Annotated in this window: 11 protein-coding genes and 2 pseudogenes; 9 read left to right on the forward strand and 4 right to left on the reverse strand. The window is 65.0% G+C overall.

All coding sequences use genetic code 11. From position 1 onward, the window contains the following. The first annotated feature begins 19 nt into the window (after positions 1-19). The 4 genes from P6U24_RS34320 (at position 20) to P6U24_RS34335 (ending at position 4,806) form a co-directional block, all read left to right on the forward strand. Positions 20-1,501 (forward strand): CpaF family protein, encoded by a 1,482-nt coding sequence (locus P6U24_RS34320; RefSeq protein WP_407156809.1) that lies wholly within the window; start codon positions 20-22, stop codon positions 1,499-1,501. Positions 1,502-1,512: 11 nt separating this feature from the next. Further along, the gene (locus tag P6U24_RS34325; RefSeq protein ID WP_407156810.1) at positions 1,513-2,487 is read left to right on the forward strand and encodes a type II secretion system F family protein; all 975 of its coding nucleotides are present in this window, start codon (positions 1,513-1,515) and stop codon (positions 2,485-2,487) included. Positions 2,488-2,496: 9 nt separating this feature from the next. Next, complete coding sequence (locus tag P6U24_RS34330) at positions 2,497-3,471, forward strand: type II secretion system F family protein (protein ID WP_407156811.1); 975 nt, start codon at positions 2,497-2,499, stop codon at positions 3,469-3,471. Between the two features lie 105 nt (positions 3,472-3,576). Continuing rightward, entirely contained in the window at positions 3,577-4,806 is a 1,230-nt protein-coding gene (locus P6U24_RS34335; RefSeq protein ID WP_407156812.1) for a Zn-dependent hydrolase, read from the forward strand. A 9-nt stretch (positions 4,807-4,815) separates the two neighbouring features. Here P6U24_RS34335 and P6U24_RS34340 read toward each other — a convergent pair whose 3' ends face one another. Then, positions 4,816-5,625 carry a tetratricopeptide repeat protein gene (locus P6U24_RS34340; RefSeq protein WP_407156813.1) on the reverse strand — a complete coding sequence of 270 codons (810 nt, stop codon included), beginning with the start codon at positions 5,623-5,625 and terminating at the stop codon, positions 4,816-4,818. Between the two features lie 126 nt (positions 5,626-5,751). Continuing rightward, the gene (locus tag P6U24_RS34345; protein WP_407156814.1) at positions 5,752-6,123 is read right to left on the reverse strand and encodes a VOC family protein; all 372 of its coding nucleotides are present in this window, start codon (positions 6,121-6,123) and stop codon (positions 5,752-5,754) included. Between the two features lie 146 nt (positions 6,124-6,269). Here P6U24_RS34345 and P6U24_RS34350 point away from each other — a divergent pair, with 146 nt between their 5' ends. The 3 genes from P6U24_RS34350 (at position 6,270) to P6U24_RS34360 (ending at position 10,993) form a co-directional block, all read left to right on the forward strand. After that, positions 6,270-7,652, forward strand: a complete 1,383-nt coding sequence (locus P6U24_RS34350; RefSeq protein ID WP_407156815.1) for a leucyl aminopeptidase family protein — start codon at positions 6,270-6,272, stop codon at positions 7,650-7,652. Then, positions 7,645-8,490 (forward strand): C40 family peptidase, encoded by an 846-nt coding sequence (locus P6U24_RS34355; RefSeq protein WP_407156816.1) that lies wholly within the window; start codon positions 7,645-7,647, stop codon positions 8,488-8,490. Before P6U24_RS34350 ends, P6U24_RS34355 begins: the two co-directional genes overlap by 8 nt. Before the next feature lie 1,012 nt (positions 8,491-9,502). Then, positions 9,503-10,993 carry an AMP nucleosidase gene (locus tag P6U24_RS34360; RefSeq protein ID WP_407156817.1) on the forward strand — a complete coding sequence of 497 codons (1,491 nt, stop codon included), beginning with the start codon at positions 9,503-9,505 and terminating at the stop codon, positions 10,991-10,993. 257 nt (positions 10,994-11,250) lie between these two features. Here P6U24_RS34360 and P6U24_RS34365 read toward each other — a convergent pair whose 3' ends face one another. After that, complete coding sequence (locus P6U24_RS34365) at positions 11,251-12,390, reverse strand: acyl-CoA dehydrogenase family protein (RefSeq protein WP_407156818.1); 1,140 nt, start codon at positions 12,388-12,390, stop codon at positions 11,251-11,253. A 94-nt stretch (positions 12,391-12,484) separates the two neighbouring features. Beyond that, the gene (locus tag P6U24_RS34370) at positions 12,485-13,669 is read right to left on the reverse strand and encodes an acyl-CoA dehydrogenase family protein (RefSeq protein ID WP_407156819.1); all 1,185 of its coding nucleotides are present in this window, start codon (positions 13,667-13,669) and stop codon (positions 12,485-12,487) included. Positions 13,670-13,996: 327 nt separating this feature from the next. On the opposite strand from P6U24_RS34370, the pseudogene P6U24_RS34375 reads away from it, so the two are divergent. Together P6U24_RS34375 and P6U24_RS34380 are read left to right on the forward strand one after the other, a co-directional pair. Continuing rightward, positions 13,997-14,125, forward strand: a pseudogene (locus tag P6U24_RS34375) (CopD family protein); the annotation flags it as partial. Between the two features lie 202 nt (positions 14,126-14,327). Continuing rightward, positions 14,328-14,651 (forward strand): annotated as a pseudogene (locus tag P6U24_RS34380) (carboxymuconolactone decarboxylase family protein); the annotation flags it as partial. Positions 14,652-14,710 lie beyond the last annotated feature (59 nt).

Below are 14,710 nucleotides of genomic sequence, written 5' to 3' on the forward strand. Positions count from 1 at the left end.
CTGCGTGGAGTGCTAAGTCGTGTTTGGTAAGCGTAGCGGATTAGACGGCGACACCAGGGCCCTGCGGCCCGCCGCGCCGGCACCGGCCCCCGAACCCGCCCCTCTGGCGGCGAGCGCCCCCGTTCGTGCGGCGACAACGCCGGCGATGGCCTCGCCGCCGCTCGCGCCGACCCGGCAGCCGCCTCCTCCGCCGCCGGTGGTCGAGACACGGCGCTCCGATAATTACTATCAGGTCAAGGCGACGATCTTCGGTGCGCTGATCGAGGCGATCGACCTCGCCCAGCTCGCCAAGCTCGACGGCGAGTCGGCGCGCGAGGAAATCCGCGACATCGTCAACGAGATCATCGCGATCAAGAACATCGTGATGTCGATCGCCGAGCAGGAAGAGCTGCTCGACGACATTTGCAACGACGTCCTCGGTTACGGTCCGCTCGAGCCGCTGCTTGCGCGTGACGACATCGCGGATATCATGGTCAACGGTGCGGGCGTCGTCTACATCGAAGTCGCCGGCAAGATTCAGCGCACCGGCATCCGCTTCCGCGACAATCAGCAGCTCCTTAATATCTGCCAGCGCATCGTCAGCCAGGTCGGCCGTCGCGTCGACGAATCCTCGCCGATCTGCGACGCCCGCCTCGCCGACGGCTCGCGCGTCAACGCCATCGTGCCGCCGCTGGCGATCGACGGCCCGGCGCTCACCATTCGTAAGTTCAAGAAGGACAAGCTGACGCTCGATCAGCTCGTCAAGTTCGGCGCAATCACGCCGGAAGGCGCCGAGATCCTGCAGATCATCGGCCGCAGCCGCTGCAACGTGCTGATCTCAGGCGGTACCGGCTCGGGCAAGACCACGCTGCTGAACTGCCTAACCAATTATATCGACCACGACGAGCGCGTGATCACCTGCGAGGACGCCGCCGAGCTCCAGTTGCAGCAGCCTCATGTGGTGCGGCTGGAAACGCGACCCCCCAACATCGAGGGCGAAGGTCAGGTCACGATGCGCGAGCTGGTGCGCAACTGCCTGCGTATGCGTCCCGAACGCATCATCGTCGGCGAGGTCCGCGGCCCCGAAGCCTTCGACCTGCTGCAGGCCATGAACACGGGCCATGACGGCTCGATGGGCACGCTGCACGCCAACAATCCGCGCGAAGCTTTGTCGCGTTGCGAATCCATGATCACCATGGGCGGCTTTTCGCTTCCTTCTCGTACCATTCGCGAGATGATCTGCGCTTCGATCGACGTCATCATCCAGGCTGCACGCCTGCGCGACGGCTCCCGCCGCATCACCCACATCACCGAGGTGATGGGCATGGAAGGCGACACCATCATCACCCAGGACATCTTCCTCTACGACATGATCGGCGAGGACGCGAACGGCAAGATCATCGGCCGGCACCGCTCGACCGGCATCGGTCGACCGCGCTTCTGGGATCGTGCGCGTTACTACGGCGAGGAGAAGCGGCTCGCCGCGGCGCTCGACGCCGCCGAGGTCGCCAGCAAGGACTAAGGGAGACGGCCATGAATATGCAGGTTCTCGCGCTGGCCTTCCTCGCCGCCACGGCGATCGGCGGCGTCTGCTGGGTGTTCCTCTATCCGCTGCTGTCGGGCGAGCGGAAGGCCGAGCAGCGTCGCAGCTCGGTCGCCAAGCAGGAGCCCGTGGCGCGACAGGCCGAGAAGACTCAGCGCTCGCGCCGCGAACAGGTCGAATCCTCGCTCAAGGACCTCGAAGCGCGCGCCCAGAAGCAGAACAGAGTCTCGCTCGGCGTCCGCATCACGCAGGCCGGCCTCGACTGGTCGACGCAGAAATTCTGGATCATCTCCGGCATCTTCGGCGCGGTGGTGCTTGTCGGCGCATTCTTCGCCGGCGGCGGTCCGCTCGGCTCGCTCGGCCTCGGCTTTGCCGCGGGCTTCGGTCTGCCGCGCTGGCTGCTCGGCTTCCTGAAAAAGCGCCGCGAAAAAGCGTTTCTCAAGGCGCTGCCCGACGCTGTCGACGTCATCGTCCGCGGCATCAAGGCCGGCCTGCCGCTGTTCGAGTCGATCAAGGTGGTCGCCGCCGATTCCCCGGAGCCGCTGCGCAGCGAATTCCTCGCCATCATCGAAACCCAGGCCATCGGCATGCCGCTCGGCGAGGCCTGCGCACGGCTCTACGAGCGCATGCCGGTGCCGGAGGCGAACTTCTTCGGCATCGTTGTCGCCATCCAGCAGAAGTCCGGCGGCAATCTGTCCGAAGCACTGGGCAATTTGTCAAAGGTGCTGCGCGACCGCAAAAAAATGTCCGAGAAGATCAAGGCGATGTCGATGGAAGCCAAGGCCTCTGCCGGCATCATCGGCTCGCTGCCGCCGATCGTGATGTTCCTGGTCTATCTCACTACGCCCGACTACATCTCGCTGCTGTGGACCCACCCCACGGGCCAGCTGATGCTTGTCGGCTGCTTGATCTGGATGTCGATGGGCATCTTCGTCATGAAACAGATGATCAACTTCGACTTCTAGGGGCGCGTCATGATCGATCTTCTCTCCGCCAAGCTTCATGACCCGCATTTCATGACCATGCTGTTCGCCGCCATCGCGGCGGCCGCAACGGTCTATACGTTGGTCATGCCGCTGTTCGCCGGCGAAAACCTCAACAAGCGCATGAAGGCGGTGGCCAGCGAGCGCGAACGGATTCGCCAGCGCGAGCGCGAGCGGATGAACGCCGGCGAGAAGGTCTCGCTGCGCCAGACGCCCAAGCAGCTGGTGTCGCGCGTGGTCGAGGACTTCAACTTGACCAAATGGCTGGCGCAGGAGGCCGCCCGCGAAAAGCTTGTCATGGCCGGCTATCGCGGCCAGGCGCCCTACGTCACCTTCCTGTTCGCCCGCGCAGTGACGCCGATCGTGCTCTTCATCGGCGCCGTGCTGTACGTCTTCGTGATCTCCCACCTGCAAAAAACCCTGCCGGTCAAGATCGGCATCTGCGTCGGCGCGGCCTATGCCGGCCTGCAGGCCCCGATGCTGTTCCTGCGCAACGCGATCTCCAAACGTCAGCTCTCGATCCGCCGCGCCTTCCCCGACGCGCTCGACCTGCTCCTGATCTGCATCGAATCCGGCATGTCGATCGAGGCCGCCTTCCGCAAGGTCTCGACCGAGATCGCTAGCCAGTCGATCGCGCTGTCGGAAGAGTTCACGCTGACCACCGCCGAGCTGTCCTACCTGCAGGACCGCAAGATCGCCTATGAGAACCTGGCGAAGCGCACCGGTCTCGACGGCGTCAAGTCGGTCTGCCTCGCGCTGCAGCAGTCCGAGCGCTACGGCACCCCGCTCGGCCAATCCTTGCGCGTGATGGCGCAGGAAAATCGCGACATGCGCATGAACGAGGCGGAGAAGAAGGCGGCCGCGCTGCCGCCGAAGCTCACGGTGCCGATGATCGTGTTCTTCCTGCCGGTGCTGTTCGTGGTGATTCTCGGACCGACCGGAATCAAGGTCGCCGCGATGCAGTAGCGGCCCGTGCTGGGCAGGCGCCGGAACACCGGCGCGCAAAGAATCAGCTTGCGGGATGCGGCTGCATCCTGCCAATCGTTATGGAGCATGATCGAGGTTTGCTCCATGTCCGACCATCCCCGCGCTGACGGCGCACGCGTCCTTGCCGATCTCAACACGCTCCGCGGCTTCGGCACCTACAAGACCGGCGTCCACAAACCGACCTTCTCCGAGCCCCATCTGGCGTCGCTGCGCTGGCTGGAGCAGCGCCTGCCTGAGGCGCAGCTCGCGGCCACCATCGACGGCATCGGCAATGTGCTCGGCACCAGCACCAAGCCGGGACGCAAGCTGCTGGCGGGATCGCACCTGGAGAGCCAGAACTACGCCGGCTGGCTCGACGGCCCGCTCGGCGTGGTCTATGCGCTCGAAGCCGCGCGCGTGCTCAATCCCGATCCTTCAATCAATGGTGCCGTCGAGGTGGCGTCCTGGTGCGACGAGGAGGGGCATTTCGGCAGTTTCCTCGGCAGCCGCTCCTATGTCGGCGAGGTTGGCGAGGCCGAGATCGACGCCGCGCGCAACCGGACCGACCAGGAGCCGATGCGAGAGGCGCTGGCCCGTGCCGGTCTCGCAGGTCGGCCGCGCCTGACCGCCGAGCGCGGCCGGCACATCGGCTATCTCGAGGCGCATATCGAGCAGGGCGAGACGCTGGAACGCGAGCGCCTCAAGATCGGGATCGTCACCTCGATCGTCGGCATCTGGCAGTACCGCATCACTTTCACCGGCGAGCAGAACCATGCCGGCACGACGCGGATGGCGATCCGCAAGGACGCAGGCCTGGCGCTGGCGAAATTCTGCGTCGCGATCGACGAGCGCTTTCCGACCGCCTGCGGCCTGCGCACCGTGTGGACCACCGGCCGCATCACCCTCGATCCGGGTGCGCCGAGCATCATTCCCGGCCGCGCCGAAATGCTATTCCAGATGCGCGACGACGATCCTGCCGTGATCGACCGGCTGGAACGGCTGCTGCATGAGATGGCCACTGAGGCCACCGCGAGGGGGCCCTGTAAGGTTGCTGTCGAACGTCTCAGGCGAGGGGCGCCGGCACTGATGGACGGCAACTTCCAGGATGCGATCGAGGCGGCGAGCGCGAGCCTGGCCGCCGGCAAGTCACTGCGCATGCCGAGCGGCGCCGGTCACGACGCGCAGTTTCTTTCCGCGATCATGCCGGCCGGCATGCTGTTCGTGCCCTCGATCGGCGGCATCAGTCATCACTGGACCGAGAACACCGCGGATGATGACATCGTCACCGGCGCCGAGGTGTTCGTCGAGACCTGCCGCCGCCTGCTCTCTCGATGAGAGTTCGGATTACTCGGGCTGAGCCAGCGAGGCCATCGGAACGTTGCCGCGGCCGGGCTGCGGCCTGTTATTGCCGCCCTTCAGCATCTCCTTGAGATAGGCGACATTTGCTGCCGCCTCATCGGGCGGCAGGTCGGCCTTGGCAATGCTCTCGGCCTCGCCGAAGCGGCCCTGCAGGCCGACCACGAGCGCGAGATTCTGCCTGACGCGCGCGTCCGCCTTCTGCGACGCATAGGCTTGGCGCAACGCTTCTTCCGCCTTCGGCAGATCCTTAGAGAGCATGTAGGACATGCCGAGATTGGACAGCACGGTCGGCTCGCCGGGCGCGATCTTGAGCGCGCTGTCGTAGTAGCGCCGCGCTTCGTCGTGACGCCCCATCTGGTCGAGAACGGTGCCCTGCACCGACAGGATCCGCCAATCCGGATTGGCGGGCGTGTGCGCCTTGGACAGCACGTCGAATGCCAGCTTGAAATTGCCGTTGTCGGCAAGCGCCCGGCCATAGGCCGCAAGCACCGCCTTGTTGCCGGGATTGGCCAGCGTCGCCTGCTCGAGTACGGCAACCGCCTGCTCGCGCTGCCCGTTGGCGCGCAATGCCTGGCCATAGGCGACAGCGGCGTCGGCATCCCTGGGATTGGCGCGATAGCGATCGCCGTAGACTTCGACCGCGCGCTGCGGCGAAGCCGGTGGCGGCGACTCCGACCTCATGCCGAGCGAGCCTGTGACATCGGACATGGTCTGGCAACCGCCAAGACCAGCCGCGATGACGGCGATCAGCGCAACTGATGAGAGAAGCCTGACGAAATGGGGCTGCTGACGCATGTCACACGGACTTTTGCAAAGCGAACGGGCCGAACCCGATTGCGCCAGCAATAAACGGTTAACGCTAACGGCGGGTTAACGCTGCCATTCCTGCCGGCCTCGAAGCTTGTCCGGATGTCTCCGGCGTCACGCGTCGTGCTCGACATATTCGATCGTAAGCCCGTCGGCGTGCCGGTAGCGCATCTTCTGCCCGACCGGCGTTCGCTGGATCGGATCGAGCTGCACGGCGCCGTTTGCGCGCAGAATGTCCGCGTAATGCGCAAGGCTCGACACCTTGATGGTCAGCACCGTCGCCTCGAACGGCTTGCGCCGGCTAGCCTCGCCCGCGATCACCAGCACCGACAGGCGCGGCGACGACACCGCGGCAAGCTCGAGCCCGGTTTCGGGATAGGCAAAGCGCAGCGTCTGCTCGCCACCGAGCAGCGCCTTGTAGAACGCGACGGTATGATCGAGGGCGCCGGCGTCGACGAAGCATCGCAGATAGGTTTCAAGGATCATGACCCGCGTCCTTTCATCAGCCATTTTGGGCTGCCATCATGCGCCCGGAACCTGACATAGTGCGGTGGCGAGCGATTGCAGCCGCGGCCAAACTCTGCAAACTGCAGTCCGAATCCGCTCTGCCTGCCCGAAGGACCTCATCCGGCATGCCATCGATCTTTGAGACCGCGACCACGTCGTCGGCCATCCCTATCACCTTCGCCACCAAGGCAAGCTGGCCCGCGATCCGCGATTCATTGCCTGCGTTGGAGCGGCAATTCGCCGACGCCAATGGCTATGCCGCCAAACCGGGCGCCGTCCTGATCCTGCCCTCAGCCGAAGGCCGGATCGCGCAGGTGCTGTTCGGCCTCGAGGACGATACCGCACGCCATCGCGACCCGTTCCGCGCCGGCAGTCTGCCCGGCCTGCTGCCGGCGGGAACCTACCGCTTCGCCAACGGCCCGCATGATGCCCGCCTCGCCGCGCTCGGCTTTGCGCTCGGCAGCTATCGCTTCACCCGCTATCGCAAGGGCGACGCGCCCGAGGTCAGGCTGGTGCCGCCTGACGATGTCGATGCCGCGGAGCTGACGCGCATGGTGGAGGCCGCCACACTTGCCCGCGACCTCATCAACACGCCGTCCAACGACATGGGCCCTGCCGAGCTCGAGGCCGCCGCGAAGCAGCTCGCCGGGCGCCATGCCGCGCAATTCAATTCCATCGTCGGCGACGAGCTGACGCGACAGAATTTTCCACTGATCCACGCCGTCGGCATGGCCTCGCCGCGCGCGCCACGGCTGATCGAGATCGTCTGGGGTGACGCCTCGCATCCCAAGGTGACGCTGGTCGGCAAGGGCGTCTGCTTCGACACCGGCGGCCTCGATCTCAAGCCATCGAGCAGCATGCTGCTGATGAAGAAGGACATGGGCGGCGCGGCGAACGTGCTGGCGCTGGCGCAGATGGTGATGGACGCCGGGCTGAAGGTGCGCCTGCGCGTGCTGATCGCCGCGGTCGAGAACGCGGTCGCCGGCAATGCCTTCCGTCCGCTCGACGTCTTCCGCTCACGCAAGGGCATCACGGTCGAGATCGGCAACACCGATGCGGAGGGACGGCTGATCCTCGCCGACGCGCTGGCGCTCGCCGACGAAGAGACGCCCGAACTTCTGATCGACATGGGCACGCTGACGGGCGCCGCCCGCGTCGCGCTCGGACCTGATCTGCCGCCGTTCTACACCCGGGACGAGGCACTCGCCGCGGACGTCGCGCGCTGTGCGATGGCCGAGCACGATCCGCTGTGGCGGATGCCGCTGTGGGCGCCTTACGATTCCTGGCTCGATTCCAAGGTCGCCACCATCAACAACGCGCCGTCAGGCGGCTTCGCCGGCTCGATCACCTGCGCGCTGTTCCTGCAGCGCTTCGTCGAGCACGCCAGGAGCTGGCTGCATCTCGACATCTTCGCCTGGACGCCCTCGGCAAAGCCCGGCCGTCCCGAAGGCGGCGAATGCCAGGGCGCGCGTGCGCTCTACAAGCTCTTGAGCGAACGCTATGGCTGATCCGCGCCTGACGCCGGCTCGCGGCGACATCGCCGCCAAATTCCTCGAGGGCCAGGTGGAAGCGGTGCGCTTCGTCGAGGGCGAGACCTTCGTGGTGTCCGATGCGATCGCGCCGGTGCGCGAGCGGCCGTTCGCAGGCGCGGGCCTGTTGACCCAGGCGCTGCGCGGCGAACGCGTCGCCATCTACGATCGCGACAGTGAGGGCTGGGCCTGGGGCCAACTCGAAGCCGACAACTATGTCGGCTGGCTGCCGGAGGCCGCGCTCGCAAGGCCGGCAATGTCGCCGACGCACAAAGTCAGCGCTATCAGGACCTTCGCGTTTCCCGGACCATCGATCAAGCTGCCGCCGGCCGAGACCCTGGTGCTGGGCTCGCAAGTCATCGTCACCCGTGAGGACGACAGCTTCGCTGTGACCTCGGAGGGCTGGTTCGTGCCGAAGCAACACGTCGCTCCGCTTGGTGCAATCGAGCCCGACTATGTCGCGGTCGCCGAGCGTTTCATCGGCACGCCCTATCTTTGGGGTGGCAAGAGCAGTCTCGGCATCGATTGCTCCGGCCTGGTGCAGATCTCGCTGAATGCAGCCGGCATCGCCTGCCCGCGCGACAGCGACATGCAGCTTGCTGCCCTCGGGCGTGCGTTGTCCGATGAGGAAGCGCGCAAGCCGCAGCGTGGCGACTTGATCTTCTGGAAGGGCCACGTCGCGATCGTGCGCGATGCCGAGACGATCGTGCACGCCAACGCGTTTCACATGGCAACCGCGATCGAGAGCTTGCGTGGCGCCATCGCGCGCATCAATGCGAGCGGCAGCGAGGTGCTGGCGATCAGGCGGATCGGATAGCAGTCCGCGCCCATTTTTCATCCCAATTTTGCACTCGGCGAGCCCGAGCAGTGCGCGCCATCACCCGGCCGCGTCCACCCTGCTCGCGTGAGCGACACGCATTGCGTTCCAGCACGGTCGCAGATTCACATGTCAAACAACATAGAGACGAGCCTCCGCGATCTCGCGGCGTGATACGCCCGAGCTATATCCGTCAATTTGACCCTCCTGAGATAGAGGGCGCAGGGAAGACCGGATGCCGGCTGGCACCCGCGGCCCCCGTGCGTGAGAAAATGCACGGGGCAGGAACCACAGGCTCAGCCGAGACAACCCGGCCTTCCCTGCGCGATGGTGTTACCGCTTATACGTACTCTCCCCGGGGATCGGCTGTCTTGCCCCCGTTTGCGACAATGCGCGCTCCGCGCATTGCGCAGGCATCAGCACCGGGATGCCAGGACCATACGATTTCGCCGTCCTCTCAGAACTGTTCGTCCGCTCGCGAAATGCGCGCTGCAATTCCGACACGCCATCGCATCTTCGACCCAACGTTCGTGACGATCGCGAAACGCCCCTCGTATCGGGTCGAGACGGCCGGAAGTATCCGAGTGATTTGCCCGACGAGGCAAGTCGCACCGCCTGCGACAAGTTAACACGACGGGCAATTTGTGCATGGCTCGCATGCGTGCTTGCCCGTTCGGTACCTCCAGGCGCGTGTATGGCCACACTCTACCGTCGACCGGCGCACGGCGGGACTCAGATCCACCAAGAGCCGTTGCAAAAAGTAGATGTCGCTCCAGCCTTCGCAAAACGTAATGCGGTGAGTATGGGTCCCGGGTCGGCGCGCTAAGCGCTTGCCCGGGACGACACCGACGATGTTGCGGCGCTTAGGCGTCTCACCGGAAACTTGCCTTCGTTCCCCACACGAGGGATCAGAGGCAGCCGGGCTCTTCGCACCACCAACCGCACATCGCGCGCCTGTGCTACACTCCTGAATCATCAGGCCGAGCAATCCTCAAGCAAACACGTTCCGCCCATGACAACAGGCATTCAGACACCGCAAGCCTTCACCACCGAAGCCTTCACCGACGCCGCGGCGGCCGTCGCCCGGCTCGAAGAGATCTATGAGCGCAATACCAAGTTCCTGCGCGATCATTTCGAGCAATATGCCAATGGCGCGACGTTCGGAACGCGCCTGCGCGCGCACTATCCGTTCGTCCGGATCACGACCTCGACGCATGCGCGGGTCGATTCGCGCCTCTCCTATGGCTTCGTCGCGCGTCCCGGCGTGCACCAAACCAGCGTGACACGACCCGACCTGTTTCGGGTCTATCTGACCGAGCAGATTCGGCTGCTGATCGAGAATCATGGCCGGCCGGTCGAGATCGGCGTCTCGGGCGAGCCGATCCCGCTGCATTTCGCCTATCGGCGCGACATCAACATCGAGGGCGCGCGCAGCAATGACGATCCGGCTCTGGTGATGCGCTCGCTGCGCGACGTGTTCGACACGCCGAATCTCGCGGTCATGAACGATGCCATCGCCGACGGCACATTCGAGCTTGCGCCCGACGATCCCGAGCCGCTGTCGCTGTTCCGCGCCGCGCGGGTCGACTACTCGTTGCGCCGACTCTACCACTACACCGGCACGGACCCGGAGCATTTCCAGAACTACGTGATCTTCACCAACTATCAGTTCTACATCGACGCGTTCCAGCAACTATGCCTGCAGCGGCTCGCCTCGGGCCAGGCCGGTCCCGATGCCTTCGTCGCGCCCGGCAATGTCATCACGCAGAGCCAGCGCCTGGGCGGCGGCACCACCGGAACGGTGCCCGCCCGCACGCCGCAGATGCCGGCCTATCATCTGGTCGAGCCGGGGTATCAGGGCATCACCCTGATCAATGTCGGCATCGGCCCGTCGAACGCGCGCAACGTCACCGATCACGTTGCGGTGCTGCGGCCACATGCGTGGCTGATGCTCGGACACTGCGCGGGCCTGCGCAACACGCAGCGGCTCGGCGACTACGTGCTGGCGCATGGCTATGTCCGCGAGGACCATGTGCTCGATCACGAGCTGCCGTTATGGGTGCCGATCCCCGCGCTGGCCGAGATGCAGGTTGCACTGGAAGGCGCCGTTGGCGATGTCACCGGGCTTTCGGGCTTCGAGCTGAAACGGCTGATGCGCACCGGCACCGTCGCCAGCGTCGACAACCGCAATTGGGAGATCGGCGGCCCCGCAGTCATCCGGCGGCTGTCGCAATCGCGCGCCGTCGCTCTCGACATGGAATCGGCCGCGATCGCCGCCAATGGCTATCGCTTCCGCGTGCCCTACGGCACGCTGCTTTGCGTCTCCGACAAGCCGCTGCACGGCGAGATCAAGCTCGCGGGCATGGCCAGCGAGTTCTACCGCCAGCGCGTCGGCCAGCATCTCGAGATCGGCCTGCGCGCGCTCGAGCGGCTGAAGCACGAGAAGTCCGAGCGCCTGCATTCGCGCAAGCTGCGCAGCTTTGCCGAGGTGGCGTTCCAGTAGTTCGTAGGATGGGTTGAGCGCAGCGATACCCATCACTTTTATCAACGCGCGCGGAGAGATGATGGGTATCGCTGCGCTCAACCCATCCTACAATCACTCGCTGTCGTCCCTGCGAAAGCAGGGACCCATAACCACCGCAATCGGCGAAGAAGCGAGATGTAGCTCCAGCGCGGCACAACGCTGGTATCGGTGGTTATGGGTCCCGGGTCTGCGCTTCGCTTGCCCGGGACGACAGTTGAGAGCTTGGATACGATGCCCTAATAACCCCGCATCCGCGCCAGCTGGTCGGCGTGATAGTTGGCGTCGCCGAGCAGCTCCTCGCAGACCCGCGCGCGCTTCATGAAGAAGCCGATGTCGAACTGGTCGGTCATGCCCATGCCGCCATGCATCTGCACGCCTTCCTGCACCGCGCGGGTGGCCGACGTGCCGGCGCGGGCCTTGGCGACCGCGACACTTGAGGCGGCATTCGGTGCATTGGTGTCGATCGCCTGCAGCGCCTTGAGCACCGCGGCGCGGGTGATCTCGATCTCGATATAGAGCTGCGCGGCGCGGTGCTGCAGCGCCTGGAATTCGCCGATCGCTTTGCCGAACTGCTTGCGCTCCTTGAGATAGCTGACGGTGCGGCCGAACACCTCCTCGCTCAGGCCCACCATTTCCGAGGCGACCGCGCCCCGGCCGAGATCGAGCACGCCATCGAGCAGAGCGTAGCCATTGTCGATCTCGCCGAGCACGTGGTCGGCGTCAACCTCGACATTGTCGAAGCTGATGCGCGCCGCGTTGTGCGCATCGACCATCACCGTGCGCTCGACGGCGACGCCCTTGGCTTTGGGATCGACCAGGAACAGCGTGAACCCCTCGCGCTCGCCGGCCGCGCCGGCGCTGCGTGCGGCCACGATCAGGAGATTCGCAACATGGCCGTCGACCACCAGCGCCTTGGCGCCGTTGAGTTTGAAACCGTTGCCGGAGCGAACGGCCTGCATCGCGATGTTCAGCGGACGATGTTTTGTGCCCTCGTCGATTGCGAGCGCAGCAAGCAGCGAGCCGGTGGCGATCTTCGGCAGATGCTCCGACTTCTGCGCGGCAGAACCGCCGCGCGTCAGCGCTGACGCTGATAGCACCGAGGTCGCAAGGAATGGCGAGGGCATCAAGGTGCGGCCGATCTCTTCCATGACGACGCCGGCCTCGACGGCGCCGAGCCCGCTGCCGCCATGCTCCTCCGGAATGAGCAGGCCGGCAAAGCCCATCTCGGCAAAGGTCGCCCACAGTTCGCGAGAAAAGCCGACTGCATCGCGGTCGTCGCGCAGCTTGCGTAAGTGCGCCACCGGTGCCTTGTCGCTGATCAGCCCGCGCGCGCTGTCGCGCAGCATGGATTGTTCTTCGGTGAGGAGGAGAGGCATGGACGATTCCAGTTCTCGAACAACGTGCTCAGTCTACATTGTGATCGTCATTCCGGGGTGCCGGTAGGGCGAGCCCGGAATGACGGACGAGAAACTACGCCCCCGGCAGATCCAGGATGCGCTTGGCGACGATGCCGAGCATCACCTCGGACGTGCCGCCTTCGATCGAGTTCGCCTTGGTGCGCAGCCAGGCGCGCGCCCTCGCGCCCTCGCGGGAGCGCTTGCTCTCCCATTCCAGCGCGTCGATGCCGCCTGCCGACATCAAGATCTCGTAGCGGCGCTTGTTGAGCTCGGTGCCATAATATTTCATCGCCGAGGAGAACGCCGGATGCGCCTGGCCGGCTTTGGCGAGATCGACCATACGCTCGGCCGCGGCGGCGAGCGCCGCTTCATCCACCTCGAAGCTCGCGATTTGCGCGCGCAAGTTCGCATCATCGAGCCGCCCTTGCGCGTCGGTGCCGATCGAGTCGGCGGCGATCTGGCCCAAGGGGCGACCGACGCCGCGCTCGCCCATGCCGGAGATCATCGCGCGCTCGTGCTGCAGCAGGTATTTCGCAACGTCCCAGCCGCGATTGACCTGGCCCACGACATGCGACTTCGGCACGCGGACATTGTCGAAGAAGGTCTCGCAGAACGGCGAGCGGCCGGAGATGAGCAGGATCGGCCGGGTCGATACGCCCGGTGAGGCCATGTCGAACAGGATGAAGCTGATGCCGTCATGCTTCTTCGCCGCGGGGTCCGTGCGGACCAGGCAGAAGATCCAGTCAGCGTAATTGGCGTAGGAGGTCCAGATCTTCTGGCCGTTGATGATGTAATCATCACCATCACTCTCGGCGCGCGTCTGCAGCGAAGCGAGATCGGAGCCCGCGTTCGGCTCGGAATAGCCCTGGCACCAGCGGATCAGCCCCGCCGTGATCTTCGGCAGGTGCTCCTTCTTCTGTTCGTCGGTGCCGTATTTCAGCAGCGCCGGCCCCAGCATGGAGATGCCGAACGAGGTCAGCGGCGGCCGCGCGCCGATCGCCGCCATCTCCTGGCGCACGATCTTGGCCTCCTCGCCATCGAGCCCGCCGCCGCCATATTCTTTTGGCCAATGCGGCACGGTCCAGCCCTTGTCGCGCATGCGCTCGAACCAGATGCGCTGCGGCTCCGACGAGAACTTGGCGTTGCGGCCGCCCCAGAAGGTGTCCTCCTCGGAGGTCATCGGCGTGCGCATCTCTGGCGGGCAGTTGGCCTCCAGCCAGGCGCGTGTCTCGCTGCGAAATTTGTCCAGATCGGCCATGGGCCGCCTCCCGCGTTTCCGGTGTCGATATTGCTTGAGACTGAGGTAACCTCAGCTACCTACGAAATTCAATGTCGATGAACGAAAACAGGGTGAGGAAACGCCATGCGCATCAAGCTGCTTTCGCCGGACGGAATGAGCCCGGACCAGAAGGCCATCTATGACGAGGCGGTCGCGGGCAAGCGCGGCTCGGCGCCGGCGCCGATGATGGCTTGGCTCAACAGTCCTGACATGGCGCGCCACGCGACCCGACTCGGCGAGCAGCTCCGCTTCAACACGATGTTCCCGCCAAAACTGTCGGAGATCGCGATCCTGGTCACGGCGCGCACCCGCTGGATGAAGGATTTCGCTGCCGACCGCAACACGCGCAGTCAGAAATTCTATCGCCTTATCAATGAGGTACCTACGCTGCTGATGATCGGTATCGTCATGCACGATCGCCGGATCGTCTGTTAGCTCAGGGCCCTCACGGTTCGAGACGGCGCTTTCAGGCGCCTCCTCACCATGAGGGTTTGAGAGCCAACCGCGCAAAAGCTCCTCGTCCGGAGGAGGTGCGCAGCGCCGTCTCGGAGGATGGTCACGGAATGATCGTCGGCCGCACGCGTCGGGATCTGATGAGCTGATGCGAGCTCGCATAAAGCATGTTCGGCTAAATCCACACTGGACCGCGCATTACGAATGGTGGGCGCACAAGCGCTTAGCACTGAAGGGCGGGCTGGACGAGAAGATCATCGACGACATCCGCGACCGCCGGACGCCCGCATTCGACGATCCGAAGGCTGCGATGATCTACGACGTCGCCAAGTCGCTACACGAGGGGCATGGCCTCGCGCAGGGTCTCTATGACGAGGCGATCGCACTGCTCGGCGAGCGCGGCGTGGTCGAGATCATCGGCCTCTGCGGCTACTACACGATGGTGTCGATGACCTTAAACACGTTCGAGTTCGGCCTGCCGGAGGGCGAGACTTCGGAGTTAAAGTGAATCTTATCGGATGAGTCTCGGCGTAGCAGCATTGAAGGTTCACCTCTCCCATCGGGAGA

Origin of the sequence: Bradyrhizobium sp. STM 3557 (genome assembly GCF_045571465.1) — a bacterium.
GTDB lineage: Bacteria > Pseudomonadota > Alphaproteobacteria > Rhizobiales > Xanthobacteraceae > Bradyrhizobium.